Source organism: Aeromonas sp. s4 (assembly GCF_040907855.1).
Taxonomy (GTDB): Bacteria; Pseudomonadota; Gammaproteobacteria; order Enterobacterales; family Aeromonadaceae; genus Aeromonas; species Aeromonas caviae.
Genome location: NZ_JBFOCP010000034.1, coordinates 1 through 25,421, shown reverse-complemented (window position 1 = coordinate 25,421; position 25,421 = coordinate 1). Strand labels below are relative to the sequence as shown.

Below are 25,421 nucleotides of genomic sequence, written 5' to 3'. Positions count from 1 at the left end.
GGCCCCCCGGCAGACGTCAGCCATGGCGGCGCCCCTTGAGCTCGACCAGCTGCCCCCCTTCAAGGCGCAGCACCCGATCCGCCAGGTCGCCATAGCCCGGGTTGTGGCTCACCAGCAAGAGACCGGCGCCAGTATCGCGCACCGCCGCCATCATCAGGGCCATCACCTGCTCGGCGTTGTGTTCATCAAGACTCCCGGTAGGTTCGTCGGCGAGCAGCCAACGGGGCTGATGAATGAGGGCGCGGGCCAGCGCCACCCGCTGGCGCTGGCCGCCGGAGAGCTGTTCCGGCCAGGCGTGGCGTTTGTGGCTCATGCCAAGGCGCGCGAGCAGGGCATCGAGGCGCCCATCGTCCTGGGGCAGGTTGTTTATCTGAAGGGGCAGGGCGAGGTTCTCGGCCACGGTCAGGGTCGGCAGCAGGTTGAAATCCTGATAGACGATGCCGAAATGGCGGCCACGCAGGCGGGCCCGCTCGTCTGTCGGCAGGGTGTCGAGGCGGGTCTCTTCCAGCCAGATCCCCCCCTCGTCCGGGGCGATGAGACCGGCGATGAGGTTGAGCAGGGTGGACTTGCCACAGCCGCTTTGCCCCAGCAGCAGGCAGGTTTCCCCCGGGGTCAGGGCGAGATCCAGCCCCTCAAACAGGGGGAGCGTCTCGCCGCCGTTGGCGAAGCGTTTACTGAGGTTGCGCAGGCTAAGCATGGGATAACCGTTTGATGGTCAATGGCTTTCACAATGTCCGTCACTATGCCAGTTAGTGATCGCGCCTGCAAAAGGGATGGGGATCCTCGCTGGATCCCGCTTGCCTGAGGTGGTTAGAATAGGGCCTTCCATGGGTCACAGGATGAGCAAGGATGTTACACAAGCAAGTCAGTTTTATCGTCGACAGCAAGGGCGTCAAGCAGGCTGCCGTGGTCCCCATCGATATCTACAACGAGCTGATGACCCTGCAAAAGGCCCTCTCCGACAACAAGCCGGGGGAGCGCGAGCTCTACCACTTCAACGGCAAGGGGGCAGAGGCCCATGGTTATCCGGTGGGCAAGCGGCAAAACCCCGGCTTCATGGTCCAGGCGGGCTCCACCGCCAACGGCGAGGATGCGGCCTCCCTGCGCGAGGCGGTGATCGAGCTGCGCCAGGAGCTGCTGGGCAAGGGGGTGCTCGTTCCCCACCCCGAAGGGGGCTTCATCTTTACCGCTGATCAGCTCTTCAACAGCCCGAGCCTGGCCGCGAGCCTGGTGGCGGGCAACAACCGAAGCGGGCTGGATGCCTGGCAAAACAGCGCAGGCTACACCCTCAAGCAATCGGGTTTTGGCAAGAAGACCTCCTGATGACGGGGCCCGGCAACGGGCCTCGCTCATGTTTGCCTGAGTGCCCGCGGCGGGCCGCTCATCAGGATGACAAGGAGGGCGGCTTCCCTTTGGGCTGCTAGCCTCAATGCCAGACGCCTGCCAGGAGATGCCGCCATGTCTGGACTCCTTCGCCTCGTGCCCGGGGCGGCCCTGCTCAGTGCCCCCGCCGCTGCGGGCAACGGCCCCCTCGATCTGACCCACAGCGGGGTCGGGCTCTTCGCCCTCGCCATCTTCGCCCTGGCTTATGCCCTGGTGATGGCCGAGGAGTACCTGAAGCTGCGAAAATCCAAGCCGGTGCTGGTGGCCGCCGGCATCATCTGGATAGCCATCGGCCTGGTCTATACGGGGCAGGGGCAAAGCGAGCTGGTTCAGGCCGGTTTTCGCCACAACCTGCTGGAGTATGCCGAGCTGATGCTCTTCTTGCTGGTGGCCATGACCTATGTGAACGCCATGGAGGACAGGCTGCTGTTTGCCGTGCTGCGGGTACGCCTGGTGCAGGCGGGCTTCAGCCTGCGCACGCTCTTCTGGCTCACCGGTTTTCTCGCCTTTTTCATCTCCCCCGTGGTGGACAACCTCACCACGGCGCTGCTGATGTGCTCAGTGGTGCTCAACGTGGCCAACGGGGAGCGCCGCTTCATCAACCTGGCCTGCATCAACATCGTCGTAGCAGCCAATGCGGGTGGCGCCTTCAGCCCCTTTGGCGACATCACGACCCTGATGGTGTGGCAGGCGGGCAAGGTGCCGTTCCAGCAGTTCTTGCTGCTCTTCATCCCCGCCCTGGTCAACTTCCTGGTGCCGGCCACCCTGATGAGCCTGATGGTGCCCCGTCTGGTGCCCGCCATGCCGGGCGAGATGGTGGTGCCAAGGCGCGGCGTCGTTGTCATCGTGCTGCTCTTTGTGCTCACCATAGTGACCGCAGTCGCCTGCCATCACTTCCTGGGGTTGCCCCCCGTGCTCGGCATGATGATGGGGCTGGGCTACCTGCAATTTTTCAGTTTCTATCTGCGAAAGACCCAGCCCGTCACCCTGGCCCGGGCACGGGCGCTGTATGAGCGCACCGGGGACGAGGCCAGGCTGCTGCGTCTGGGCTCGGTGGTGCCGTTCGATGTGTTCAACAAGATTGCCAAGGCGGAGTGGGACACCCTGCTCTTCTTCTACGGGGTGGTGATGTGCGTCGGCGGTCTCGGGTTTATGGGGTATCTGGCGCTTGCCTCCCATTTCCTCTATGACGGTGGCGATCCGACCCTGGCCAACGTCGCCATCGGCCTGCTCTCCGCCCTGATCGACAACATTCCGGTGATGTTCGCCGTGCTCTCCATGGAGCCGCAGATGAGCACGGGGCAGTGGCTGCTGGTGACATTGACCACCGGGGTGGGGGGCAGTCTGCTCTCGGTCGGCTCCGCCGCCGGAGTGGCTCTGATGGGGCAGGCCAGGGGCATGTATACCTTCGTCGGGCACCTCAAGTGGTTGCCTGCCATTTTGCTTGGTTATATGGTCGGCATAGGGGCGCACCTGTGGCTCAACAGCGCCCTGTTTTAGGCAACCCGGTTCCAGGCACCAGGGAGAGGCAGGATGGGACAACTGTTCGAGGCGCTTTCGCCGCGCCATGTCACCTTTATCGAGGGGCAGAAGATCTTCTTCGTCGGCACGGCAGCCGCGAAGGGATCGGTCAATCTCTCCCCCAAGGGCGGGGATTCACTGCGCGTCCTCGATGCCCACACCCTGGCCTGGCTCAACCTGACCGGCAGCGGCAACGAGTCCGCGGCCCAGGTGCTGCACCGCACTGATCCGCAGTGGCCGTCGTTGCTGGCGCTGTTCCCCCCAAGCGTGGCGGCTCGCCAGATCTTCCTGCTGGACATTGAACGGGTCCAGACGTCGTGCGGCATGTCGGTGCCTCTGTATGAGTACCAGGGGGACAGGGAGGATCTTGCCAACTGGTCGGCCCGTCAGGGCCGGGAGGGGATAGAGGCCTACTGGCGCAAGAAGAACCAGCTAAGCCTGGATGGGCTGGAGAGCGAGATCCTGGCGCGCAGTGGGTTGCAGGCCGATGACTGAGGCCTGCGCCCCGATGCAAAAAGCCCTGTCCATGGACAGGGCTTTTTCATTGCAAGGTATCAGGGGACGCGCTTGCCGCTCAGCAGCCAGTAACTGAGGGCCGACCCCAGGCCGCAACCGGCGATGGCGATGGCCATGGGGAGCGGCGATTCGGGGGGATTGAGGTTGACCAGGACCCCCACCAGGGCCCCAAGGCCAAAGCGCAGGGTGCCCGCCAGCGCCGAGGCGGTGCCTGCGGACTGGGGAAAGTGGCCCATCAGGCCGGTCATGGCGTTGGCCCCCACCAGGCTGATGTGGCCGACGAAGAGCACGACGGGGATGACGATGCCCCACAGGCCCCCGGTCTGGCTCCAGGCGTTGTAGATGAGCAGGGCCCCGGCGAGCGGCAGCACGGTCAGGCCGTATCGCAGCATGCGCTCGGCACCCACCCCTTTCACCAGCCGGCTGTTGGCGAAGGTGACCACCATCATCAGCAGGATATTGAGACCAAAGAGCCAGCCGTAGTGCTCGGTCGGCACCTTGAAATACTCGATGTAGACATAGGGGGAGGCGCTCAGGAAGGCGAACATGCCGGAGCTCGACAGGGCGCCGCACAGCACATAGCCCATGGCACCACGGTGGGAGAGCACCCCCCAGTAGTTGCGAAGCACCTGCCCGAGTCGCAGGGGCTGCTTGTGCTCGGGTTTGAGGGTCTCCTCAATCTTCCACTGCATCACCAGGCAGATGAGCAGGCTGATGGCCACCAGCAGCCAGAAGATGACCCGCCAGTCGCTGTGAGCGCTGATGTACCCCCCCACCACCGGGGCCACCAGGGGGGCGAGGGTCATCACCAGGATGACGAAGGACATGGCGCGGGAAAACGCATCCTTCTCGAACAGGTCGCGCAGCAGCGCATTGACCACCACGGAACCCGCGGCGCCCCCTGCGGCCTGCAACATGCGCCAGGCGAGGAGCTCAGGCAGGGAGTCCGCCATGGCGCAGCCCACGGAGGCCACGGCAAACATCGTCAGGCCCGCCAGGATCACCGGCTTTCTGCCGAAGCTGTCGGCGAGCGGCCCGTAAAAGAGCTGGCCGATGGCAAAGCCCCCCAGGAAGGCGCTGATGGTGAGCTGGGCGCCGTCGATGCTGGTAGCCAGATCCCGGGCGATGGCGGGAATGGCGGGCAGATACATGTCCACCGCGAGGGGAGTCAGGCCCGCCAGGGCACCGAGCAGGATGAAGAGGAAACGGGGGGAGAGGGAGCTGGCTTGGGGCATAGGGTATCCGAGTCGTGGGCTGGGCCGGGTTAAGAGGCAGGTGTTGAGTCTATCAGTTTTGGCGGGCGCGATCAGGTGCATCCTGCCCGATGCCCTTTTGTCGGGTGCGGTGCCAGAGCAGCCAGAGCCAGGCAAGCCATCCGAGCAGGGAGAAGGCATTGCCGGTGCGCTCCGGCCAGCGTGCCGCCAGGGTCAGGGTGAGGCTGTGGTGGCCCGCCGGAACCCAGAGTTGCATCAACCCCTGGCGATTGGCGCTCACCGTCAGCGCCAGGTGTCCGTCGAGGCGGGCCTCCCAGCCGGGGTAATGGTATTGGTGCAGGACCAGCCGGGTCGGCACCCGGGCCTTGATCTCCAGCGCCAGGGTGCGGGGTTGCCAGCGGGTCAGGGTCCAGCTTGCGCCTGGCGGTTCGGCGCTGACGGGCGGCTGGAACTCCTCCTTCCAGGCGAGCAGGGTCGGGGCGAACATGCCCCCCGGCACCTGCCTTGGCCTGTATTCCCGGGCACTGCGCTTGCTGTCGAACTCGAATGCCATGGCCTCCCGTTCGGGGGCCTGGGTCAGGGGGGCGTGACGCACATAGGCCAGGGTGGAGAGGAGGGTCAGCAGAAATACTCCCCACCAGAGCCCCTGCCAGAGACGATGGGGCTGGGTGCCGAGCGCCACCACGGCGACCGTGGCAAGGGCGAGCACCAGGTTGAGCCGCCAGGGAAACTGCACCCGCTGCAAGGGGGGAAGCAGGCTCCAGAGAGGCTGGCTCGGGGGCAGCATCATCAGGAAGGCGACGACGCCGATCGCCCCCCAGCACAGCAGCTCGGGGTGACGCGGCTCCCGGGCGGCGGCCCAGGCGATGAGCAGCAGGGTCAGGGTCAGCATGCTCTGCCACGCCAGGTGACCGCGAAAACGCCAGTCCTCCCAGGCGCTGGGCAGGCGGTCGAGAAAGTTGCGCCTGTAGTCGAACATGCCGCCGCGCATCAGCTCCATGGAGATGGCCCCCTGATCCGCCAGGGCGGGCAGCAGCAGGGCGGCTGCCATGCAAAGCCCCACACCCTGGGCGCCGAGGGCTTGCCAGCAGGGCGTCAGAGTGCGGGTGCGTCTGGCGAACCAGAAGGCGCGCAAGGTGACCAGCCCCATCATGAGCAAGAGGCTGGGGAGGTGGGAGAAGGCCAGCAGCGCCAGCCCCAGGATCAGCAGGGGCAACCCCTGAGGTCGTCCGCGGTGGGCGAGATCCTGCCCCAGCAGGATAAGGGGAGCCCAGGCGAAGGCCCAGAACTCCGCCAGGGCGAAGCGGGCATAGAGATCCATGGCGACATGATAGGGCAGCGCCAGATAGAGCAGGCTGGCGGCCAGGGCCCGGCCAGGGGGCGTGGTGGCACGCAGCCACAGATAGGCAAACACCCCGGAGAGCAGCAGGGCCAGGGTGGCGCTGCCAAGTAAAGGGTAGATGGCCTGCTGGGGGTGGGCACCGGGCCCGGCAAAGAGGGCGCTGACGTAGTAGGGGAGCGGGGGATAGAAGAAGAAGGTGGGGCTGCCGAAGCCGCCGTTCATGGCCATCAGCCAGCGGGGATAGAGCTCCCCCTGCCAGAGCTGGCGGGCAAAGTAGTGGCCGGAGAGCAGGTGATGAAACAGATCGTGTCCCTGGCTGCCCCCCTGCCACCAGAGCGGCAGCATCAGCAGGGCGCAGGCCAGCAACAGGGCCAGCGCGACCCGGATCCCCTCCCCGGTTCCGCTCGTGTTTCTTTCCATTGCACTGGTTCCTGACAGACCCGGCTGTGAGTGTAGACGAGTCGTGCGATGCCCTCGCAAGCGCCCGGTTCAGCGGGGCAGGGCGAGCCAGAGGCCGGGTTCGGCGTGAAAGCGGGGGGAAAACCAGAGGGTGTCATAAGGGCCTGGTAGCGCCTCTACCCCCAGGGGGCGGCGGCTGAGCCGGCAGGCCCCTTGCGCCAATGCAAGGCGGGCATCCCCCTGATACCAACCGTCGGTGACGGGCAGGGCCGTGGTTTCGCGCAGCAGCCTCACCCCCCACTGGGTTACCAGCGCCGGGCACGCCTGCTCGGCCAGCCTGGCGGCCCGGGTCATGGCTGGCGCCGCCGGTGGGGTGAGAGTGCAGAGCAGCAGCAACAGGGCTCCCAGCATGGCTGGCAGCTCGCCCCGGCGTGGCAGCCAGCCTGCCAGCAGCACCAGGCCAAGCAGGGTGATGGGGGCCAGATGGCGGGGATTGTCCGGGTTCTGGCCAAACAGGGTCCACAGCAGCAGGACGAGCCAGTAGAGGGTCCAGAGCACGGAGGGGGCTGGATTGTGATCCTTTGAGCGTTGCCAGAGTGGCAGTACCAGCAAGGCTCCCATCAACAGGGGCCAGAGCGGGGTCAGCTGCTCGTTGAAGGTTCGGGCCCAGCTCAGCAGCCGATCGCCGTGGGCCGCCGCCGTGTTGCCCCACAGGGTAAAGTGACCGTCGGTAAAGCGGCGCCCCTCGCTGAAATAGGCCCAGCCATCGGCCTGCCAGACAAACAGCAGGCAGGCTAGCCCCACCAGAACAATGGGGAGCAGAAAGTTAAGTCGCTGACCCTTTTGCGCCATCCCCAGCCAAAGGGGCAGCAGGGCCAGCACGAAGTAGGAGGGACGCAGCGCCAGCATGAGGCCCAGCAGCAGACCCGCCAGCGCTATCTTGCGCTGTTGCAAAGCCAGGAGCGCGCCCAGCCAGGCGGCCAGCGCCGGCCCGTCCGAGAGGCCGGAAAGAGCGAGCGTCGGGGTGAGCGGCAGGGCCAGCACCAGCAACCAGACCGGCGCCAGCAGGCTTGGCCGTTGCCACAATCTGACCGCGAGGGAGGCGGCGAGCGGCGCCAGCAAACTGCTACCCAAGAGGCTGGCCCACTGCACCGCCCGGGCGGGATCGTCCACCAGCAGATTGATCAGCCGTGCCAACCAGATAAAGGCAGGGTAGCCCGGAAAGTGGGGAGAGAACTCCAGCACGCTGAAGCGCACCACCCCGTGGGCAAAGTTGAGGGCATCGTCGGAATCGAGCGCCACCGGGAAGGTCAGCAACCAGTTAAGCCAGGCCAGTTGCAGCAGGGCAAGCAGCCACATGGTGATTGAGCTGGTGGAAGCCCAACGCCGATACGTTGCCTTCCCCCTCATACCCAGCCCTTCTCCCGCAAGGGGAGAAGGGGGCAAACCGGCGTCCGGGTGCATCTATCGGCAGGCCGTGCGTAGGGTGGGGAGAGTGCAGAGAAACCCACCGTTTGTCACAGCGAATTGGCGCAATGATGGGCTGGTGGCCATCAAAGCGGTGCCAGCACGGCCATCAGCGCTTTTTCTGCATCGCTAAAGGCGGCGGCATCGGCGGGCTTGGCGCCCACCCCGAACACCCCAGGGTTGCCGATGGCATCCAGCACCTTGGCCAGCGCCTGTTCGGCGGCCTTGCGATCCCCCTCGCTCAGGGAGGGGAGGATCAAATCCAAGAAGCGCTTGCTCTTGACCACCAGCACCTTGGCGGTCTGGTAGTCGCCAAGGTTCTGGCTGGCCCCCTCGAGGCGGCGCTCGATCTCCGCCTTGTAGGCCCGGTTGAGCAGGGCGGCGGTAGCTGCGGCGTCTTTGGCCTTGATGGCGGCTGCCAGCGGTGCTTGCAGCTCGACCTTGTGGTGCTGTTCCAGATAGGTCAGCTCCTCGGCAATCTCGCTCAAGGTGGCACTGGCATCCTTGCCGTCAGTGGCTGCGCCCAGCAGTGCCTCGCGGGCATCGATCAGCGGCTCCTTGCCGGCGGCGGCGTAGGAGTAAGCCTGCGCCTGCCCGCTCAGGGTCAGCAGCAGGGTGAGGGCGAGTAAACCCGGGCGGATGGTCATCCTGTTCTCCTTACTTATGCCAATGGCGCGGTCAGGCCACGCTCTGGGTTTCGATCACGGTGTTTTCGTTGCGATGATTGAAGTGTTGCGGCGTCTGTCCACCTCCTTCGTTCACCACATTCAGGGGCCATCAGGCCACGCTCTGGGTTTCGATCACGGTATTTTCGTTGCGATGATTGAAGGTGTTGCGGCGTATGTCCGCCTCCTTCGTTCACCGCATTCAGGGGCGGTCAGGCCACGCTCTGGGTTTCGATCACGGTGTTTTCGTTGCGATGATTGAAGATGGCGTGGCGTCTGTCCACCCCGTCGATCACCATGTCGGCGGCCATCATCCCCATCTCCATGGCGGTGTCGGTGAAGATGTAGCGGAATGTCCCCTGACGGCCGGTCATGATGAGGTTGGTGATCGGCATCAGCGCCTTGATGGCTTCGTTGCGGCGGGCCTGATAGCCCAGATCCATCAGCGGATAGGCGTACTCGCTACGTGCTTCAAAAGTCTCATCGCCAAGTTTCTGGGTGTCGACGCCGAGGCTGGCGAGATCGGCGGTGACCCGGCCGCGCAGATCAGAGAGCGGTGCCTGCCAGGTGGCATCCCCCGGATTGCAGGGGATCTCCAGCATCACGGATGTTTGCCCCATTGGTGCCATAAAGGGGCTGCGCCGGCGCGGCTCCTGCAGACGGGTCGCCAGAATATGGGGGTCGGAGAGGTACTGCCAGGTGTTGTCCGACAGGTTCTCCTGTTTGAGCGGCATATTGACGAAGCGAAGCGACCGGTAGTGGAGATCGCACGGCAAGCCCAGATGCTGGCAGGTGAGCGGCAGCGGCAGGGTGGAGATCACCTGATCAAAGCGCTCGCTCTGTTCAACGTCATCTTGTTTCCAATACACCCGTTCGATGCGGCCATCGGTCTGCTCGAGGCGGGTGATGGTGGCGCCGGTTTTCAGCTCAACCCCTTCGGCCACCAACCGCTCGCCCAAGGTGGTGAAGATCTGGCCGAAGCCGTACTTGGGATAGCGGTACTTGCGAGCATAGGTGCGCACCGAAATGCTGCCGTTGCGCCTTGGCAGCAGGCGGCGCGCCACGTCTTTGAGATCGATCAGGCTGATGCGCTGGCCAGCCCAATCGGCGGAGAGCTGGTCCGGATTGATGCCCCACAACTTGCCGGTGTAGCCCTCGAAGAACTGGCGATAGAGGGTGCGACCGAAGTGACTCTGGATCCACTCGGCAAAGCTCGCCTTGGCAAAATCATCCGGTTTCTTGGCAAAGGGTAACAGCAGCAAGTCTTTCACCGCCCCGGCCATCAGGGCCAGCGGCGCCGTCTTGAGCAGGTTGGGCAGGTTCAAGGGGTAGTCATAGGTGCGCCCGCCAAAGCGGATCACGCTCTTGCGCTCGGCGTGGAGCAGGTCGTCCCCCATCAGCTCGTCGATAAAGGCGAGCAGCTCGGGGTTCTTGGTGATGAAGCGGTGGCCGCCGTAGTCGAAGCGATACTCCCCGTCGCGCCCCTTGAAGGTCTGGGTGGCACACATGCCGCCCACGACCGGCTCCTGCTCGAACAGGGTGACCGCAAAACCGGCCTGGCGCAGGCGCCAGGCGGCCATCAGACCGGCAGGGCCGGCGCCCAGCACCGCAATGTGCTTCTTGTTGTTGTCGTTCATGAGTGTTCCGAAACGGCGTGATAGCTGGGGGAGCTCGCCTGTGCGCGGCTCCCGAACAGAGTGTTATCCCGGGCTCAGCCCCTGGTCGGGGCGGCGCTCCCCTGGGGGCGATAGCTGCGATGCCAGAGGGTGACAAAGATCATGAGGTAGCCGGCCCAGGTCAGCAACTGCAGGCCGGCTGGTGAGGCGTTGTAGCCAAACAGGGCGCGCAGGAAGGTGCCGAATACCCCCTGATCGTCGAGAATGTGACTGATGTTGAAGACCGGCGTGGTCCAGAAGGTGATGACGTCGGCTGCCTGCAACATGTTGACGGCGGACGAGAGCAAGCCTGCGGCGATGATGATGATGAGCAGGCCGGTCCAGCGGAAGAAGGGGGCCAGCGCCACCTTGCGGGTGGAGCGCAGCAGCCCCCACACCAGCACCACAGAGACCAGCAGCCCCGCCAGCGCCCCCATCAGCCCCTGGTGCAGATCCACCCCTTGCCCGGAGTAGACCAGGGCCGAGAAGAAGAGCACGGTTTCAAAGCCTTCGCGCATCACCGCCAGAAAGGCGAGCAGCACCAGACCAAACAGGTTGCCACCGTCGATGGCGGCATCGATGCGCGCCGTCATGGCCCCCACCTGGGATTTGGCCTGTTTTTGCATCCAGATAGCCATATAGGTGAGCACCAGGGTGGCAAAAATCAGGATCCCCGCCATCAGCAAATGGTTGTAGCGCTCGCTCTCGAACTGGCTCACCACCACCTGGAACAGGAAGGCGACCACAAGGGAGGCAAACAGACCCAGCCCCACCCCCAGATAGATGAACTTGTTGTAGCGGCTCGCCCCCAGCTTGGCGAGGTAGGAGAGGCAGATGCCGACCAGCAGGAAGGCTTCCAGCCCCTCGCGCAGGGTAATGAGAAAACTTGCGAACATCAGGATTGAGGCTCCGTATCGGGCGTGACGGGGAGGGGCTGCAGGGTCAGTTGCAGCCGATTGAGTTGCACTATGGGTGGCTCCGGCAAGCTCGGCTCGGCGGCGCGCACCGCATCATTGACCCACTTGGGGTAGGTGCGGAAATTGAGTCTGATATCGGCCTTGAAGGGCCCCTGGGCATCCGCCGGCAGCGGCCAGGCTTCATCGCGCCAGCCATCGGCCGGGATGCGGGTGTCTTCCAGCAGTTTGGCGTAACGCCAGAACTTGAGCCCCACCGGCTTGCCTTCGGCATCGCCAAACACTTTTCTAAATAGCCGCGCATCCTCAGGGACGGCGCCGTTCACCGGCTGGCCGCTTTGGAGCACCAGCTTGCCGCTGGCGTCGGTGACGGTCAGCTCCAGCCAGAGTTCACGGAAATCGGCGACCCCGGTGGGCAGGGCGTGGCCGGCGCCGGTATTGGCGACTCTCACCACCAGCGCGGGTTGGCCACTCTGGTTTTCAATGCGGGCCGAGAGGGTGGCGCTTGAGCGCAAGAGCGCCAGGCTCTCCTGCTCGAGGGTTGCACTCCTCAGCCCCACTAGCTGATGCTGGGCGCCGGTAAAGTTGTGGCGATAGAGCCGTTCTTTCACTGTGCCATTTTCGGTGGACTGGCCCGCCACCGGCGCGCCGCCGTTGCCAGGTGTAGGGTTCATGTGGCAGTCGATGCAGGTGCGGCGCTTGGCGGGATCTTCGGCCTTGGCGAAGCTGGATTTTTCCCACTCGTCCCAGGTGTTGACGATATTGGCGCCGGTGCCCGGGGCGAACTCGTTGTGGCACGACTTGCACAGGGCTGCGTCGCGGTAGAAATCCTTCTGGTAGGAGGCCTTGTGCATGGCGGGGCGGGCGTTGATCTGCCGCTCTGCCAGCCAGTGCTGGAGGCTGCCCCCCGGGGCATCCTCGAACACATAGCTCTCGCGGTCTTTCAGATTCACGGTAAAGGCGCTGTTGCCGCCGGCATCCTCGAGCTTGGTGATGCGATGACAGAGCACGCAGCCGGTACCTTCTTCCACCACGGGCTCGCCTTTCTGGTGGGCCGCAATGAGCGAGGCGCCGCCCTGCTCGAACATGTGGGAGCCCTTGGGCAGATCAGTCTGGCCGTTCATCACCTGCTGGGGCATGTGACAGCCCTGACACCACTGGCCGAAGGCTTCCCCTTCGGTTTCGCGGGCCAGCGCCTGCACCACCTTGTAGTAGGGGTGGGAGTTGCCCATCAGTCGGTGGTTGCTCTCGCTCCAGTCCTGGAACGCCTGTTGGTGGCAGTTCTGGCAGGAGGCGGAGTTGAGCCACTCCTTCGGGTGGGTGGTCGGCGCCTTGGCAGGATCCCTGCGCGGGGCATCGAGCCTAAGCCAGTTGGCAAGATAGGGGAGGTTGCCATCACTGGTCACGAAGGCGTGCAACTCTTCCATCATCGCTTTCACCTCGGGCTGGGGCCTCGCGGGGTCGACCGGCTCGGCCCCATCGCGGGTGTCATGACCCATGCCGCCCTGGGTCTGCTGGGTCATGCGCAGGTATTCGCCGATAAAGTCCCCCGCCACCATGTTGGCGAGGTTGGCGTGGCCGTTGATGGCGTTGTCACCGCTCTGCTGGCGATGGGCCGCCATCAGATAGCGGTTGGTGAAGTTGAACCCGTCCAGATGGCAGGAGTTGCAGCTCATCCAGTTGTCCCCCGCCATGGGGAAGCGGCTGTTGGCGGCAGTATTACCCAGGTTGAACAACCGCTCACCGCGCTTGAGCGCTGCGGGGCGGGGATCGGTCTCTACCAGTTTGGCGAAGTGGGGCACATCGACGGTGACCCGGGCAAACGGGCCGCTGCCGCCGCTATTGAGGCGGGTGAGATCCTGCCCCATGACATTGTGGATCAGGATGTGGTCGCCATCGATCAGCAGATCACGCGGATTCTGGCCCGGCAGGTGACGCAAGAGCTGGGTCGCCTTGGCGCCCCCCTGAAACTTCTTGCGGCGGTGGCGGTTGCTGTTCTGCTTGCCGCTGCGCGACAGGTCGAACACCAGCAAGTCTTCTGAACCCGCCAGGGTCAGGTAGACCCGCTTGCCATCGGCGGCGAAGCGCGCCGCGAACGGGTTGGAGACGATCTGGCTGCGGTTGCCGACGCTGGGCAGGTTGATCTGCAAGAAGAGCTGTTTTCTTTCATCGACCCGCTCCTTCTCTTCATCGAGATCGATGATGGAGACGGCCGGGAAGACGGTGCTCTGAAACTGGAAGGGGTGATCGAAACTCCACAGCACATGGGGCAGCCAGGCTTCGCTGCCATCGGGGGAGAGGGCGATACCGTCCAGCAGGCGCGGCAAGCCCTGGGAGTCGCTCGGGGTATCGCTGCGGGTTTCCGCCAGGGTGATGAGCTTGGGCTTGGGGAGGGTAGCGCCCTTCTCAAGTTTGGCGAGATCATAGATGGCGAGCTGGCCTGTCATGGCGTGGGTGAGCAGCAGGCGATCGTCGTTGGTCAATGCCAGCCCGCGGGGAGTCTCGGCGGTTTTTGCATCCAGCTGGAGGTTGCCCGCCCTGTCATAAGCCTGAAGGCGCCCTCCCTCGAACAGCGTGACCCAGAACCAGCGCCGCTTGGGATCGAAGATGACGCCATAGGGCCTATGGCCGGTGGAGATCGCCTTTTCCAGCTCGAGCTCATCATCCAAGAGCAGCAGGCGATCGCCGCTGTAATCGGTGACCAGCAGGGTGCCGTCATCGGCGCGGGCCAGCTGGCGCAGATCGCCACCTAGTTGTGCCTCCTTGAGTCGCTTGCCGCTATCGCGCTCAAGCAGGGTGATCGAGCCGGCACTCTGGTTGGCGGTGACGAGGCGCGGGGCGCTCCCCTCGTCATAGGCAATCATGGCGGCGCCCATCTCCCGGGCCGAGGCGGTCCCCAGCAACAGGGTGGCCAACATCAGGGATAACAACAGCTTCAACATAAGATCAGGTGCGCCATTTCAAGATGGTCCAGCGCCAAGCGTGGCGCAGCACCAGGGGCGTCAACGCGAGGGCGCTCAGCCAGTGGGCCCAGCTGGCAAGGTTGCCGAGGCTATCCCCCGGGGTGCCGTGCAGCACCAGCACCACTCCGCTTGCCAGACAGACCAGCAGCAAGGCTTCGATGATGCGCCCCGTGGTGCGCAAAAAAGGCTTGCGGCTCTTGCGCAGCAGGCTGCGATGGGAGAGCCAGAAGGCGCCAAACAGCAGGGGAAACAGGGTGAGCGAGAGGGCGACGTGCAAAAACAGGTTCCAGCGCGCCAGGGACCAGGTCGGCGTCAGGGGTTCCCACAGCAGCAGACCGGAGAAAAACATCAGATAAAAGGCACCCTCGGCCGCCTGATGGTGATAGGCCAGCCACTGCCAGCAGTGTCTTGGTGAGAGGGAAAAACTCGTCATGGGTGCTCCAGCTCCCGGGCGGTTCAGCCCGGGGCGAGCAAGTTTACAATGCAGTAAGGGTAATGAAAAGAGTTATCAATTCGGCTCTTGATGAATAGACCCTGAATGGCGCCGGGCCCTATTTGTGCTCCGCCAGTCGCTCGGTCACCGCATAGATAAGTGCCGCGGTGGAGAAGGCGAGGAAGACGATGACCGACCACTTCATCTCGATCTCGTTGCCGGTGCCGTCGTCGAGGAAGGCTTTGAGCACCTCGATGCCGGCGATGGTCACCAGGGAGTTGATGACGATGAGTTTGAGGGACGCGAAGTTGATCTTGCTGAGCCAGTTGTCGCCGAGGGCCGCTCGCTGCTCCGGGGTCTTGATGAACTGCACGTAGCCGCAGATGGCCACCAGGATCAGCATCTGGGCGACCAGCACGAAGTCCACCAGGGTGAGTACCCCCGTGATGAGATCCAGATAGTGGATGTCGATGATGTCGCGGCACAGCACATAGAGCTGCATGGCGAACTTCACCATCAGGAGGGCGACACAGATAAGGATGCAGACATAGAAGGGGAACATCATCAACCGGCTGCCGTTGAGCATGACGTTGAAGCGGCGCATGGGAAACTCCATCGAAAAGGAAGGCAGCCAGAATATCCGGAAAGAAAGGAGCGGGAAAGCGCCTTGGCGCCTCCCGCCCGGCCTAGAGGGGGAAGGTGGGAAGACCCTGGAACAACTGCTGCAACCCCTCGCCCCAGGCCTTTCGCAGCGCCACGAAATGGGGGTTCTGTTCGGTGATGCGGTGCTGGTTCGTCGCCGAGAAGCTGCCCTCGTGATAGACCAGGGCATCCAGGGGCAAGCCCACCGACAGATTGCTGCGCAGGGTCGAGTCGATGGAGATGAGGGCGCACTGCAATGCGGTCTGAAGCGGCGTCTCATGGTGGATGATGCGATCGATGATGGGTTTGCCGTACTTGCTCTCACCAATCTGGAAGTAGGGGGTGTCGGCGCTCGCCTCGATGAAGTTGCCCTCCGGATAGATGTGGAACAGGCGGTGGCGCTCCCCCCGGATCTGCCCCCCCAGCAGGATGTTGCAGCCGAAGTTGATATGGCCCTGCTGCTGACCCCCATCCCGGCTGATGACGGTGCGTATGGTCTGGCCGATGAGGGCGGCAGCCTCGTAGAGGCTGGGGAGGGCAAGCAGTTCCTGCCCCTCCGTCAGCAGGCTGATGACGCTCTGGGTGGTGGCCAGATTGCCCGCGCTTTGCAGCACTATCACCCTGTCCTCCCGGGTGAAGAGGTGCAATTTGCGAAAGGTGGCGATGTGATCCACCCCCGCATTGGTGCGCGAATCGGACGTAAACACCATGCCGTCTTGCAGGCACATGGCGACGCAATAGGTCATGACCGCACTCCCGCCAGGACTCTCCCGGTCTTCATTGCTGCTGTCCATCCAGGCGGGTCACCTGCGCCTGGCTCTGCAACTGTTCGCACCCGCCGCCATAGCGCACGCCGCGCACCGGACAGGCATCCAGATAATCCATGCCGACCGCGAGCTTGAGGTGCTCGCTGGTGGAGCTGGTGAGGTTGGTGACGTCGAACGTGTGCCAGCGCTCCTCGATCCACACCTCGGCCCAGGCGTGCATCGCCACGTGGCTGTTGTCCTGGCTGTAAAGGTAACCGCTCACGTACCGGGCCGGCAGGCCGGCGTGGCGGCAGCAGGTCAGGAAGACATGGGTGTGGTCCTGACAGACGCCGCTGCCCGAAGCAAGTGCCTCGTCGGCGCTGAAGGTGGCATCCGTGCTGCCAGGTTGATAGGGCATCAGCACCAGGATGCGTGCCATCAGGCTCTGCAAGTCGGCCAGGGTCGGCGCCTCTGGCAGGCAGGCCTTCGCGAGATCCTGCAGGGCCGGGGTCGGGCGGGTGAGGGGGGTGGGCCTCAGGTAGCTCAGGGGAGAGATGAGGGAGGACTCCTCATCTTCCGGGGCGTCGTCGCAGATCTCCACCTCCCCGTGGGCGCGGATCAGGATCCCCTCGTGGGGGGACTCCAGGCTCAGCACGTGCAGTATGTTGCCGTAACCGTCCGTGGTGCAGGTGGCCTCCCCCGGCAGCTCCAGCTCCCAGGAGAGGATCTGCTGGCGGGCCGTGCTGTGGGGGGTCAGGCGCAGGTACTGGGTACTGCGGCGCACCACGTCGGCATAGTGGTAGCGGGTCTGGTGATCGATGATGAGTCTCATAATACCTCCAGGTAGGCGGCGTGGATGCTCTGGCCGATGGCGCCGATGTCGCTGAGGAAATCACTCAGGTACGCCTGCATGCCGAGGGCAAAGACATCGTCGATGGCGCCATAGGTCAGATGGGCGTTGAGTATGGTGGTCAGGCGCCGGGGCGTCTGACCGGCGTTGCCCTCGATCTGGGCCAGGATCAGCTCCATCTCGTCGAGGCAGGCCCGCAGGGAGCGCGGCACTTCATTGCGCAGGATCAGCAGCTCGGCGATGGAGGCATGGGAGAGTGTCTTGTAGAGGGTCTGGTGGGCCTCGTAAGCGCCCACTGACCGCAACAGGGCATTCCAGCGGTAGAACTCGCGCACGCTGTCCTCGTCCTCCCGGATCACCTGATACTTCACGGTCAGGATGCGCGCCGTGTTGTCGGCCCGCTCGATGAAGGTACCAAGGCGCAGGAACCAGAGCACGTCACCGCGCATGATGGTGCCATAGGTGGCGCCGCGAAACTGGTGGGAGCGTTCCTTGATCCAGTCGAAGAACTCCTGGGCCTGGCCGCTGGACAGCCCCGCCTGGCGGCGTCGGCGGATCTCTATCCAGGCGGCGTTGATGCTCTCCCACACCTCACCGGGGATCTTGCCCCGCACGGCGTGGGCGTTATCCCTGGCCATGCGCAGACAGCTGAAGATGCTGCTCGGGTTCTCCTCGTCGAAGCAGAAAAATTGCAGCAGGTTCTCCATGTTCACCTGGCCGTAGCGGGCCAGGAAGGGCTCGTGAGTGCCGCTGATGGTGAGGGGCGCCACCAGCTCGCTGTGATCGGCGTCGATGGAGGGCATCAGCGACATGGTCTGGGTGACGTCCAGCATGCGCGCCGTGTTCTCCGCCCGCTCTAGGTGGCGGGACATCCAGTAAAGTTCGCTTGCGGTGCGGCTCAGCATGGGCTGCCCTCCATGACCCAGGTGTCCTTGGTGCCACCACCCTGGGAGGAGTTGACCACCAGGGAGCCTTCGGTGAGGGCGACCCGGGTCAGACCGCCCGGTACCAGGCGCAGCTCCTGCCCCGTGAGAACGAAGGGGCGCAGGTCGATGTGGCGGGGGGCAATGCCGGCATCGACGAAGGTCGGGCAGGTTGAGAGGGAGAGGGTCGGCTGGGCGATGTAGTTGTCGGGCCGCGCCTTGAGCAGTTCGCGAAAACGGGCCAGCTCCTCGCGACTGGCGCAGGGGCCGATAAGCATGCCGTAGCCGCCGGCGCCATGGACCTCCTTGACCACCAGCTCCTCCAGATTGGCCAGCACGTGGAAGAGGGCAGCCGGCTCGCGGCACTGCCAGGTGGGCACGTTGTTGAGAATGGGATCTTCCCCCAGATAGAAGCGGATCATCTCCGGCACATAGGGGTAGATGGACTTGTCATCCGCCACCCCGGTGCCGATGGCATTGGCCAGTACCACGCCGCCGGCGCGGTAGACCGAGAGCAGCCCGGGCACGCCGATGAGGGAGTCCGGGTTGAAGGCGAGGGGATCGAGGAAGTCGTCGTCGATGCGGCGATAGATGACATCCACCCGTTTCAGCCCCGTGGTGGTGCGCATCAGCACCTGACCATCCTTGACCACCAGATCCGCGCTCTCCACCAGCTCCACCCCCATCTGCTGGGCGAGGAAGCTGTGCTCGAAGTAGGCGCTGTTGAAGCGCCCCGGGGTCATCACCACCACGCAGGGGTTGTCCACCGGGCTGCTCTCGCGCAGGGTCTGCAGCAACAGGGCCGGGTAGCGCTCCACCGGGGCGATGGGCTGGTTGTGAAACAGCTCCGGGAAGAGGCGCATCATCATCTTGCGGTTCTCCAGCATGTAGGAGACCCCGGAGGGGGTGCGCAGGTTATCTTCCAGCACATAGTACTCACCGTCGTGGTTGCGGATGATGTCGACCCCTGTGATGTGGACATAGGTGTCCCGGTGCAGGTCGACCCCCTGCATGCAGGGCTGGTACTGGGCATTGGTGAGGATCTGGGCGGCCGGGATCACTCCCGCCTTCAGGATGCGCTGATCGTGATAGATGTCGTGCAGAAAGGCATTGAGGGCGGTGACGCGCTGGCGGATCCCCTTGTCCAGATGTTGCCACTCCCGGGCGGGAATGATGCGGGGAATGCTGTCGAACGGGATGAGGCGCTCGGCGCCGTCCCCATCCCCGTAGACGTTGAAGGTGATGCCGACCCGGCGAAACAGCAGGTCGGCCTCTTCACGCTTGCGCTCTATGCTCTTCTCGTCGGTCTGGTGCAGCCACGAGAGGTAGGCGTGGTAATGATCGCGAAACTGGTTGTCGGTGAGCAGCATCTCGTCGTAACAACCGGGTCCGGGGGGCTTGATGGGCAGCATAGGCAACTCCTTGTGACGTCCCTGCGTACATCACAAAGTGCAAGGGCTGTGCCAGCCAATTGAGTCGCTATCGAGGCCAGTGTCAGTAATTTTTTATTGAAAAATCATATGGATGACTTTTATGTCATCAAGGGTCAAGGCAGGGCGCACCAGAGTGGTACCCCATAGAGGGTAAGCCTGCGCCATCTTGTGGCAACAGGCCATGAGGGCAAGGGACGGGCGCATCGGGATGCGGGGGCGGAAGGCGAGCGCCCTTGCCCTGAGGTGGGGCAGGGGGATAAGAAAGAACCCGACCGATGGCCGGGCTTGGGGGGATTCAGGCACCGGGAGTGGAGGGGCGGCCTGCTGGCCCCAACGTTCAACCTTCTGGATGGGGATCATGCAGGGACGGGGCCAGGGCAAACCAGGCCGAAGCCAGGTCCGGGCTGCCCAGCGGCGTCGCGGCCATGAGGTCACGAACGTCAAACTCGTCCGGCACGCGGGCGGCGTGATGTTCCCAGACATGATCCAGCGTGGCTTCCTGCCGTGCGGGCAGGGCGGCAATCTCGGCGGGGCTGCACAGCCCGTGGTGCAGGAGCTGGGGAGCATAATCGAGCATGAGCTGCTCCCGGCAGGCCGTGCGGATGTCGTCCCTGCTCCCCAGGTGACGCAAGGCTTCCAGGTTGCCAGCAAGCCAGCCGAGGCGGGCTGCTTCACAGCCGAGGTCGTGCCATGCGGCCAGTTTGTCCGTCGTGTCGGCCAGTTGCTGATTCATCTGTCGGCGCATCCGCAGCAGCAGTTGGCCCAGGGGAGTGCCGTCATCCAGGAATTCATCAGGCCAGGCCAGAATATCCTTCGCCACCTTCATCAGGACGGGCATGCTGTCTCCCTCGGCGGTGCCGACCAGATCGCACAGTTGCAGGGTAGGAGCGATGCGATTTCGCAGGAATTTTCCCTGGGCACCACACCGCTGCATGCAATGTTGCAGGGAGGTTCGCATCAGTTCGACGGCGACGGCTTTGACCAGGCCTGCGTCGGTCTGAAAGCGGGAGGAGTGCCGTCCATCCGGCAAATGTCGTTGCTTTATCCCTTCGTACAGCGCCATGGCGGCCAGCCCCGTCACATAGGCACGAGTCAGTATCCGGCGGTGCAGGGCATGGTGCGCCAGCGGTATGACCCGCCCGTTGTGGGCGTGCAGCGGTCGTTGCTGCGCGTAGTGAATGGCCAGTGCGAGGCTCAGTTTCAAGCCGGGGATCAGGGAGGCGGTCAGCACCAGTTTTCCCCACTCAACACGGCGCAGGGAGCTGAAGAAAATGTCGCGTTGGCTGGCAAGACGAGAGTGAAAGATGCCCCCAGCACTGATGTCGTGCTCATGACCCCTGAGCCATGCCCAGCGGGGGAGCGCCACCTGCTCGAAGGTGATGATGGCGTGATCCACCACGTCGAAGTAGGGGAGGTCGAGCACGTCCGTGCTGGAGACGCTGACCCCCTGACACAGTGCGCCACGGGCGTCCCGGCAGGGCACCAGAAAGGGATGAATGCCGCAGTCTTGCTCGCCGACCCACAATCTGGCCATCACCACGCTGCTCTTGGGTTGCCCTTCCAGGGCGATGTAGGGCATGAACTTGGCGGCATGCCGATGGGGCGTATGGAGGATAAAACCGTCAGTGGCACAGTCGTAGCGGACTTCGGTTGCCATGCTCATGGCATTGTTGCCACAACCGAGCTCGGTGACCAGATAGAGCCCGTGAGTGCGCAGGGCCAAAGCCTCCTCAATCTGGCCGATGATCTCCGGATGGTGCCGATCCCCCAGCTCCAGCAGCGTGCCGAGATAGAGATTGTAATGACTGGCCAGCAAGGGGCAGAGCCCCCCTTGCCGGGTCAGGCAGGGAGACTCCATCAGGGTGAGGAGGGGGGCCAGGTCGTCAACGATATCCTCTTGCCCGAGTGCAGCCGTGCTGGCGACAGTGTGGAAAATCCGGTAGATGGCCCGGGTCCGTTGTGCCTTCTCGAGATGATGGAGATCGGGGAACAGGGTGTCGTTGAGTGCCAGGGCATGCAGGCGACTGGCCAGTGAAGCAGGGTGTGACATGATGGCTCCTTGACTGGATGGATCCAAATGGTCCTTTTTGAATCAATCATAGTCTTTGGGATCTCTGTGACACCCTGGTGACGAGCCTGATGATGAGTAAGGGCCGTCATCGAAGGCCATGGGGAATCAGGAAAGCAAGCAGGTGGCGGTTTGGCGTGCCATCGGGCAGGGGGCCGTGGACAGGCCTGGAAGAGCAGATATGAAAAAGCCCAGCCAAAAGGCTGGGCTTTAGAATTTGGCTCCCTCGACAGGACTTGAACCTGTGACATACGGATTAACAGTCCGCCGTTCTACCGACTGAACTACGAGGGAATTGGCTCCTCCTACTGGACTTGAACCAGTGACATACGGATTAACAGTCCGCCGTTCTACCGACTGAACTAAGGAGGAATGGCCTGTCTCGTCGAGACGGGGCGGATATTAATGGCCCATCTCCTGGGTGTCAACCCGCCTGTCGGCGTAAAAAACGGCTTTTTGGCCCGTTTGCCCAAAACTTGGGCAACGCGGACTATTTTCAGCACAATCAGGAGCTTGAGATCGCGCCTTCGGTCGGGTTGTGCCTGCCTTGTACCCTGATTCCCGCATACTGCCAGGAGGAGGCGTGGTGTCGTTCATCCGCAGAGTACCGTGCCCGGGGAAACCTGCCGTGGCGGGAAACGGCGTTGATATTCGGGGTGTCACCGACAATATTGCGCGCTCATGGCCATTTCTTGATCCTGCCCATCGAATTATCTGGCCGGGTCGGGTATGGTTGCCTTCGATACCATCGCCGCGTCGACAGCTCTGCCGGCCCTTGATGATGATCGGGTGCCGGTTCACCCCGGCCTTTGTCTCCCTCTTCTGGTATTACCCTAGACATGCACAATCAAGCTTCCTTACAAGGCGTGAAGCTGGCCATCGCATTGCGCCAATCCTGCATTGACGAACCCTACAGCGTGGCGCGCTTTGGTCGCGACCTCATCGCCGGCATCACGGTCGGCATCATCGCCATTCCCCTTGCCATGGCGCTGGCCATTGCCAGTGGGGTGCCGCCCCAGCACGGGCTCTATACCGCCATCATCGCTGGCATCGTCATCGCCGTGACCGGGGGATCCCGCTTCTCCATTTCGGGCCCCACTGCCGCCTTCGTGGTGATCCTCTACCCGGTGGCCCAGCAATTCGGCGTGGGCGGCCTCTTGATGGCCACCCTCATCTCGGGCTGTTTCCTGGTGGCCATGGGCATGGCACGTCTCGGGCGCCTCATCGAGTACATTCCCCCCTCGGTGACCCTGGGGTTCACCGGTGGTATCGCCATCGTCATCGCCACCCTGCAGCTCAAGGATTTCTTCGGCCTGCAGGTCCTGGAGATGCCGGAAACCTATCTGGGCAAGGTACAGGCGCTGGCCCATGCCCTGCCAAGCTGGCAGTGGGGAGACACCCTGGTGGGTGTGGCAACCCTGGCGGTGCTGCTGCTCTGGCCGAGATTGCGCCTGCCGGTACCCGGCCATCTGCCCGCCGTGCTGGTGGGGGTGGGGCTCGGGTTTGGTCTGCACCAGTTCGGGGTGGACGTCGCCACCATTGGCAGCAAGTTCAGCTATACCTTGGCCGACGGCAGTCAGGGCATGGGCATTCCCCCCATCGCCCCGACCCTGGTGATGCCCTGGGCGCTGCCGGGGCCGGACGGGGCACCGGTGGAGTGGAACCTCGCCGCCATCGAGCGGCTGCTGCCCGCCGCCTTCTCCATGGCCATGCTGGGAGCCATCGAATCCCTGCTCTGCGCCGTGGTGCTCGATGGTATGACGGGTCGCAAGCACAGCTCCAACGGCGAGCTGGTGGGGCAGGGCCTTGGCAACATCCTGGCCCCCTTCTTCGGTGGCATCACGGCGACGGCCGCTATCGCGCGCTCCGCCGCCAACGTGCGGGCCGGTGCCACCTCGCCCATTTCCGGTATTGTCCATGCGTTGGTGGTGCTGGCCGCCATCCTGGTGCTGGCTCCCTGGCTCTCCTGGTTGCCGCTCTCTGCCATGGCCGCCCTGTTGCTGCTGGTGGCCTGGAACATGAGCGAGGCCCACAAGGTGGTGGATCTGGTGCGCCGGGCGCCCAAATCCGATGTACTGGTGCTGCTGGTCTGCCTGTCGCTGACCGTCATCTTCGACATGGTCATCGCCATCACCTTCGGGGTGATCCTGGCCTCTTTGCTGTTCATGCGCGAGATAGCCAAGATGACCAAGCTGCACAACCTGGCGGATCACAAACGCTATGCCAGCGAGGTGTCCCCCTCGACCCTTGTCTACAAGATCAACGGACCGTTGTTCTTTGCCGCCGCCGAGCGGGTTTTTGACGAATTGCTTGCCCAGGTGAAGGACCACAAGGAGTTGATCCTGCAAATGGAGGCGGTCTCCATCCTGGATGCTGGCGGTCTCACCGCCTTCCAGCAGTTCGCAAAACGAATGGCCAAGGCGGGGGTCCGTCTCAAGGTGGCTGAATTGCAATTCCAGCCCCTCAAGACCCTGGCGCGGGCCAAGGTACGTCCGGTGGCGGGAGAGCTGGAGTTCTACGGCTCGCTGGAAGAGGCTATTCGAGGAGAACATTTGCACGAAGCGGTTGAAAATTGATGGAAAGGGATAGGAAACGGCATATTTTTAGTCACTTGGTTCGCTTATTGAGCAAACAGTGGCAAAAGATAAAAAATTGCATTGACCGCCTCGCGCCTATCCCTTACATTACGCCCCGTTCCAGCGCAACGGCGCAGCGAATTCGTGTTGGCTGAACACGTTAAAGCACAGACCAAAATTGGGTGCGGTGTCCGAGTGGATGCCCACCGACGAAGTCGGAAAGATGCACGCGCAGCGTGCTCCGAAAGCCACTTCAAGCAGTGAAAATTTGGTGAGGTGTCCGAGTGGCTGAAGGAGCACGCCTGGAAAGTGTGTATACGGCAACGTATCGAGGGTTCGAATCCCTCCCTCACCGCCAAATTGCAAAAAACCGACCTCATGGTCGGTTTTTTGCTTTGGGGAAGCGTCATCAGCTCATCTCGAAGAGGGGGGGTGAGAATCCTCGCCGGGTTCGAGCAGAGCAGCTTGCTGCGATGAACGGCCGCAGGCCGCCCCGAAGGGGTGAATCATCCCTCCCTCACCGCCAAATAAAACAAAAGGCTCCGTCGAAAGACGGGGCCTTTTGTTTTATCCGACGACGGGCGGCTCGGTTCGGGCCCAGGTTCGAGAGGCGGGCAGGATAGCCCGCATGGATGACCAGAGGCCGCCCGCAGGGCGAGCGCGAGTCGCTCCTGACCCACCCTCAGATGTCAGAACCGGCCAGATGGTCGGTTTTTTGCTTTGGGGAAGCATTTTCCGCTCATGTGGAAGAGGAAGGGGGAGTGTCCCCGTCGGGTTCAAGCAGAGCAGCTTGCCGGGATGAACGGCCGCAGGCCGTCCCGAAGGGGTGAGCCACGCAGCGGTGAATCATCCCGCCCATACAGCCAACTAAAACAGAAGGGCCGTCGCGAGACAGGCCCTTTTGTTTTAGTTGCCGACAATCTGATCATGCCTGTGATGGGGGGGGGCTCGCAGGCGAAGCGGAGATTCCGCTGGCCTGGTTTGGGGAAGCAGCGTGAAGGTAGAGATAAACTCCGCCACGCGCAATATGTTGCATTCATGCCAGTCATTTATGCTGCATGTGCAAGGTTTAATGGGCAAATGCATTGATTGCGCAACTTGTTGCGTCATGGCGCCGGTGCGCGAATCGGTTTTATATTCAACTAATTGTTTTAAAACAAAAAAATGTCTTGGCATGGTCACTGCTAACGGATTCGGACGAGTGTCATAACCGTTCAACCATCAGGAGCAATTCCATGCCAACTCCATGTTATATCAGCATCGAAGGTCAAACCCAGGGCAACATCACTGCCGGTGCTTTCACCTCCGATTCCGTCGGCAACATCTTCGTGCAGGGTCATGAAGACGAGATGCTGGTACAAGAGTTCCAGCACGTCGTCACCGTACCGACCGATCCGCAATCCGGTCAGCCGGCGGGTCAGCGTGTCCACAAGCCGTTCAAGTTCACCGTTGCCCTGAACAAGGCCGTGCCGCTGATGTACAACTCCCTGGCCTCCGGCGAGATGCTGCCGAAAGTGACCCTGAAGTGGTATCGCACCTCCGTCGAGGGCAAGCAGGAGCACTTCTTCAGCACTGTGCTGACCGATGCCACCATCGTTGACATTGACTGCCAGATGCCCCACTGCCAGGACCCGGCGAAGTCCGACTTCACCCAGCTGATCCAGGTCTCCATGGCCTACCGCAAGATCGACTGGGAGCACACCGTTGCCGG

20 protein-coding genes, 3 tRNA genes and 1 other RNA gene are annotated in these 25,421 nt (G+C 63.3%); 7 read left to right on the top strand and 17 right to left on the bottom strand.

Going from position 1 to position 25,421, the window contains the following annotated elements; genetic code table 11:
• Positions 1 to 16: 16 nt before the first annotated feature.
• The gene (locus AB5Y89_RS10970; RefSeq protein ID WP_368223758.1) at positions 17 to 697 is read right to left on the bottom strand and encodes an ABC transporter ATP-binding protein; all 681 of its coding nucleotides are present in this window, start codon (positions 695 to 697) and stop codon (positions 17 to 19) included.
• 152 nt (positions 698 to 849) lie between these two features.
• Here AB5Y89_RS10970 and AB5Y89_RS10965 point away from each other — a divergent pair, with 152 nt between their 5' ends.
• From AB5Y89_RS10965 to AB5Y89_RS10955, 3 genes are all read left to right on the top strand, one after another.
• Complete coding sequence (locus AB5Y89_RS10965; protein WP_010674381.1) at positions 850 to 1,323, top strand: DUF4357 domain-containing protein; 474 nt, start codon at positions 850 to 852, stop codon at positions 1,321 to 1,323.
• Between the two features lie 135 nt (positions 1,324 to 1,458).
• Positions 1,459 to 2,883 (top strand): sodium:proton antiporter NhaD, encoded by a 1,425-nt coding sequence (gene nhaD / locus AB5Y89_RS10960; protein WP_368223757.1) that lies wholly within the window; start codon positions 1,459 to 1,461, stop codon positions 2,881 to 2,883.
• 33 nt (positions 2,884 to 2,916) lie between these two features.
• On the top strand, positions 2,917 to 3,399 hold the full coding sequence (locus AB5Y89_RS10955; RefSeq protein ID WP_368223756.1) for a pyridoxamine 5'-phosphate oxidase family protein: 483 nt from the start codon (positions 2,917 to 2,919) through the stop codon (positions 3,397 to 3,399).
• A gap of 59 nt (positions 3,400 to 3,458) precedes the next feature.
• Here the strand turns inward: AB5Y89_RS10955 and AB5Y89_RS10950 are convergent, their stop codons facing one another.
• The 16 genes from AB5Y89_RS10950 to AB5Y89_RS10875 all read right to left on the bottom strand — a co-directional run bounded on the left by AB5Y89_RS10950 (position 3,459) and on the right by AB5Y89_RS10875 (position 21,506).
• Positions 3,459 to 4,655: a Bcr/CflA family multidrug efflux MFS transporter gene (locus AB5Y89_RS10950; protein WP_010674385.1), complete on the bottom strand. Its 1,197-nt coding sequence runs from the start codon at positions 4,653 to 4,655 to the stop codon at positions 3,459 to 3,461.
• A 52-nt stretch (positions 4,656 to 4,707) separates the two neighbouring features.
• The gene (locus AB5Y89_RS10945) at positions 4,708 to 6,396 is read right to left on the bottom strand and encodes a hypothetical protein (protein WP_368223755.1); all 1,689 of its coding nucleotides are present in this window, start codon (positions 6,394 to 6,396) and stop codon (positions 4,708 to 4,710) included.
• A 69-nt stretch (positions 6,397 to 6,465) separates the two neighbouring features.
• Positions 6,466 to 7,728 carry a hypothetical protein gene (locus AB5Y89_RS10940; protein ID WP_368223781.1) on the bottom strand — a complete coding sequence of 421 codons (1,263 nt, stop codon included), beginning with the start codon at positions 7,726 to 7,728 and terminating at the stop codon, positions 6,466 to 6,468.
• A gap of 200 nt (positions 7,729 to 7,928) precedes the next feature.
• Positions 7,929 to 8,489 (bottom strand): hypothetical protein, encoded by a 561-nt coding sequence (locus tag AB5Y89_RS10935; protein WP_146061297.1) that lies wholly within the window; start codon positions 8,487 to 8,489, stop codon positions 7,929 to 7,931.
• Between the two features lie 230 nt (positions 8,490 to 8,719).
• Complete coding sequence (locus tag AB5Y89_RS10930; protein WP_368223754.1) at positions 8,720 to 10,144, bottom strand: NAD(P)/FAD-dependent oxidoreductase; 1,425 nt, start codon at positions 10,142 to 10,144, stop codon at positions 8,720 to 8,722.
• Positions 10,145 to 10,218: 74 nt separating this feature from the next.
• Positions 10,219 to 11,058, bottom strand: a complete 840-nt coding sequence (locus AB5Y89_RS10925; RefSeq protein ID WP_288212850.1) for an FTR1 family protein — start codon at positions 11,056 to 11,058, stop codon at positions 10,219 to 10,221.
• Positions 11,058 to 14,018 (bottom strand): YncE family protein, encoded by a 2,961-nt coding sequence (locus tag AB5Y89_RS10920; protein WP_368223752.1) that lies wholly within the window; start codon positions 14,016 to 14,018, stop codon positions 11,058 to 11,060. The genes AB5Y89_RS10925 and AB5Y89_RS10920 overlap by 1 nt, the downstream gene beginning before the upstream one ends.
• A gap of 4 nt (positions 14,019 to 14,022) precedes the next feature.
• On the bottom strand, positions 14,023 to 14,472 hold the full coding sequence (locus AB5Y89_RS10915) for a hypothetical protein (RefSeq protein ID WP_368223751.1): 450 nt from the start codon (positions 14,470 to 14,472) through the stop codon (positions 14,023 to 14,025).
• 118 nt (positions 14,473 to 14,590) lie between these two features.
• Complete coding sequence (locus AB5Y89_RS10910; RefSeq protein ID WP_010674393.1) at positions 14,591 to 15,076, bottom strand: YqhA family protein; 486 nt, start codon at positions 15,074 to 15,076, stop codon at positions 14,591 to 14,593.
• An 82-nt stretch (positions 15,077 to 15,158) separates the two neighbouring features.
• Positions 15,159 to 15,860, bottom strand: coding sequence for a peptidase (locus AB5Y89_RS10905; protein WP_368223750.1), 702 nt, complete (start codon positions 15,858 to 15,860; stop codon positions 15,159 to 15,161).
• Positions 15,861 to 15,891: 31 nt separating this feature from the next.
• On the bottom strand, positions 15,892 to 16,692 hold the full coding sequence (locus AB5Y89_RS10900) for a transglutaminase family protein (RefSeq protein WP_103259930.1): 801 nt from the start codon (positions 16,690 to 16,692) through the stop codon (positions 15,892 to 15,894).
• A complete protein-coding gene (locus tag AB5Y89_RS10895; RefSeq protein ID WP_039038937.1) occupies positions 16,689 to 17,615 on the bottom strand; it encodes an alpha-E domain-containing protein in 927 nt (308 codons plus the stop codon). Before AB5Y89_RS10895 ends, AB5Y89_RS10900 begins: the two co-directional genes overlap by 4 nt.
• The gene (locus AB5Y89_RS10890; RefSeq protein WP_368223749.1) at positions 17,609 to 19,045 is read right to left on the bottom strand and encodes a circularly permuted type 2 ATP-grasp protein; all 1,437 of its coding nucleotides are present in this window, start codon (positions 19,043 to 19,045) and stop codon (positions 17,609 to 17,611) included. Before AB5Y89_RS10890 ends, AB5Y89_RS10895 begins: the two co-directional genes overlap by 7 nt.
• 358 nt (positions 19,046 to 19,403) lie before the next feature.
• On the bottom strand, positions 19,404 to 21,116 hold the full coding sequence (locus tag AB5Y89_RS10885) for a hypothetical protein (RefSeq protein WP_368223748.1): 1,713 nt from the start codon (positions 21,114 to 21,116) through the stop codon (positions 19,404 to 19,406).
• Positions 21,117 to 21,352: 236 nt separating this feature from the next.
• Positions 21,353 to 21,428 (bottom strand) — tRNA-Asn (locus AB5Y89_RS10880).
• A 2-nt stretch (positions 21,429 to 21,430) separates the two neighbouring features.
• Positions 21,431 to 21,506: transfer RNA gene (locus AB5Y89_RS10875), tRNA-Asn, on the bottom strand.
• Positions 21,507 to 21,973: 467 nt separating this feature from the next.
• On the opposite strand from AB5Y89_RS10875, the gene dauA reads away from it, so the two are divergent.
• From dauA to hcp1, 4 genes are all read left to right on the top strand, one after another.
• On the top strand, positions 21,974 to 23,710 hold the full coding sequence (gene dauA / locus AB5Y89_RS10870; RefSeq protein WP_368223747.1) for a C4-dicarboxylic acid transporter DauA: 1,737 nt from the start codon (positions 21,974 to 21,976) through the stop codon (positions 23,708 to 23,710).
• A 270-nt stretch (positions 23,711 to 23,980) separates the two neighbouring features.
• Positions 23,981 to 24,068: transfer RNA gene (locus AB5Y89_RS10865), tRNA-Ser, on the top strand.
• 54 nt (positions 24,069 to 24,122) lie between these two features.
• Positions 24,123 to 24,236: non-coding RNA, RtT sRNA (locus tag AB5Y89_RS10860), on the top strand.
• Positions 24,237 to 24,945: 709 nt separating this feature from the next.
• A partial coding sequence (hcp1, locus tag AB5Y89_RS10855) for a type VI secretion system effector Hcp1 (protein ID WP_368178169.1) occupies positions 24,946 to 25,421 on the top strand: 476 nt, incomplete at its 3' end.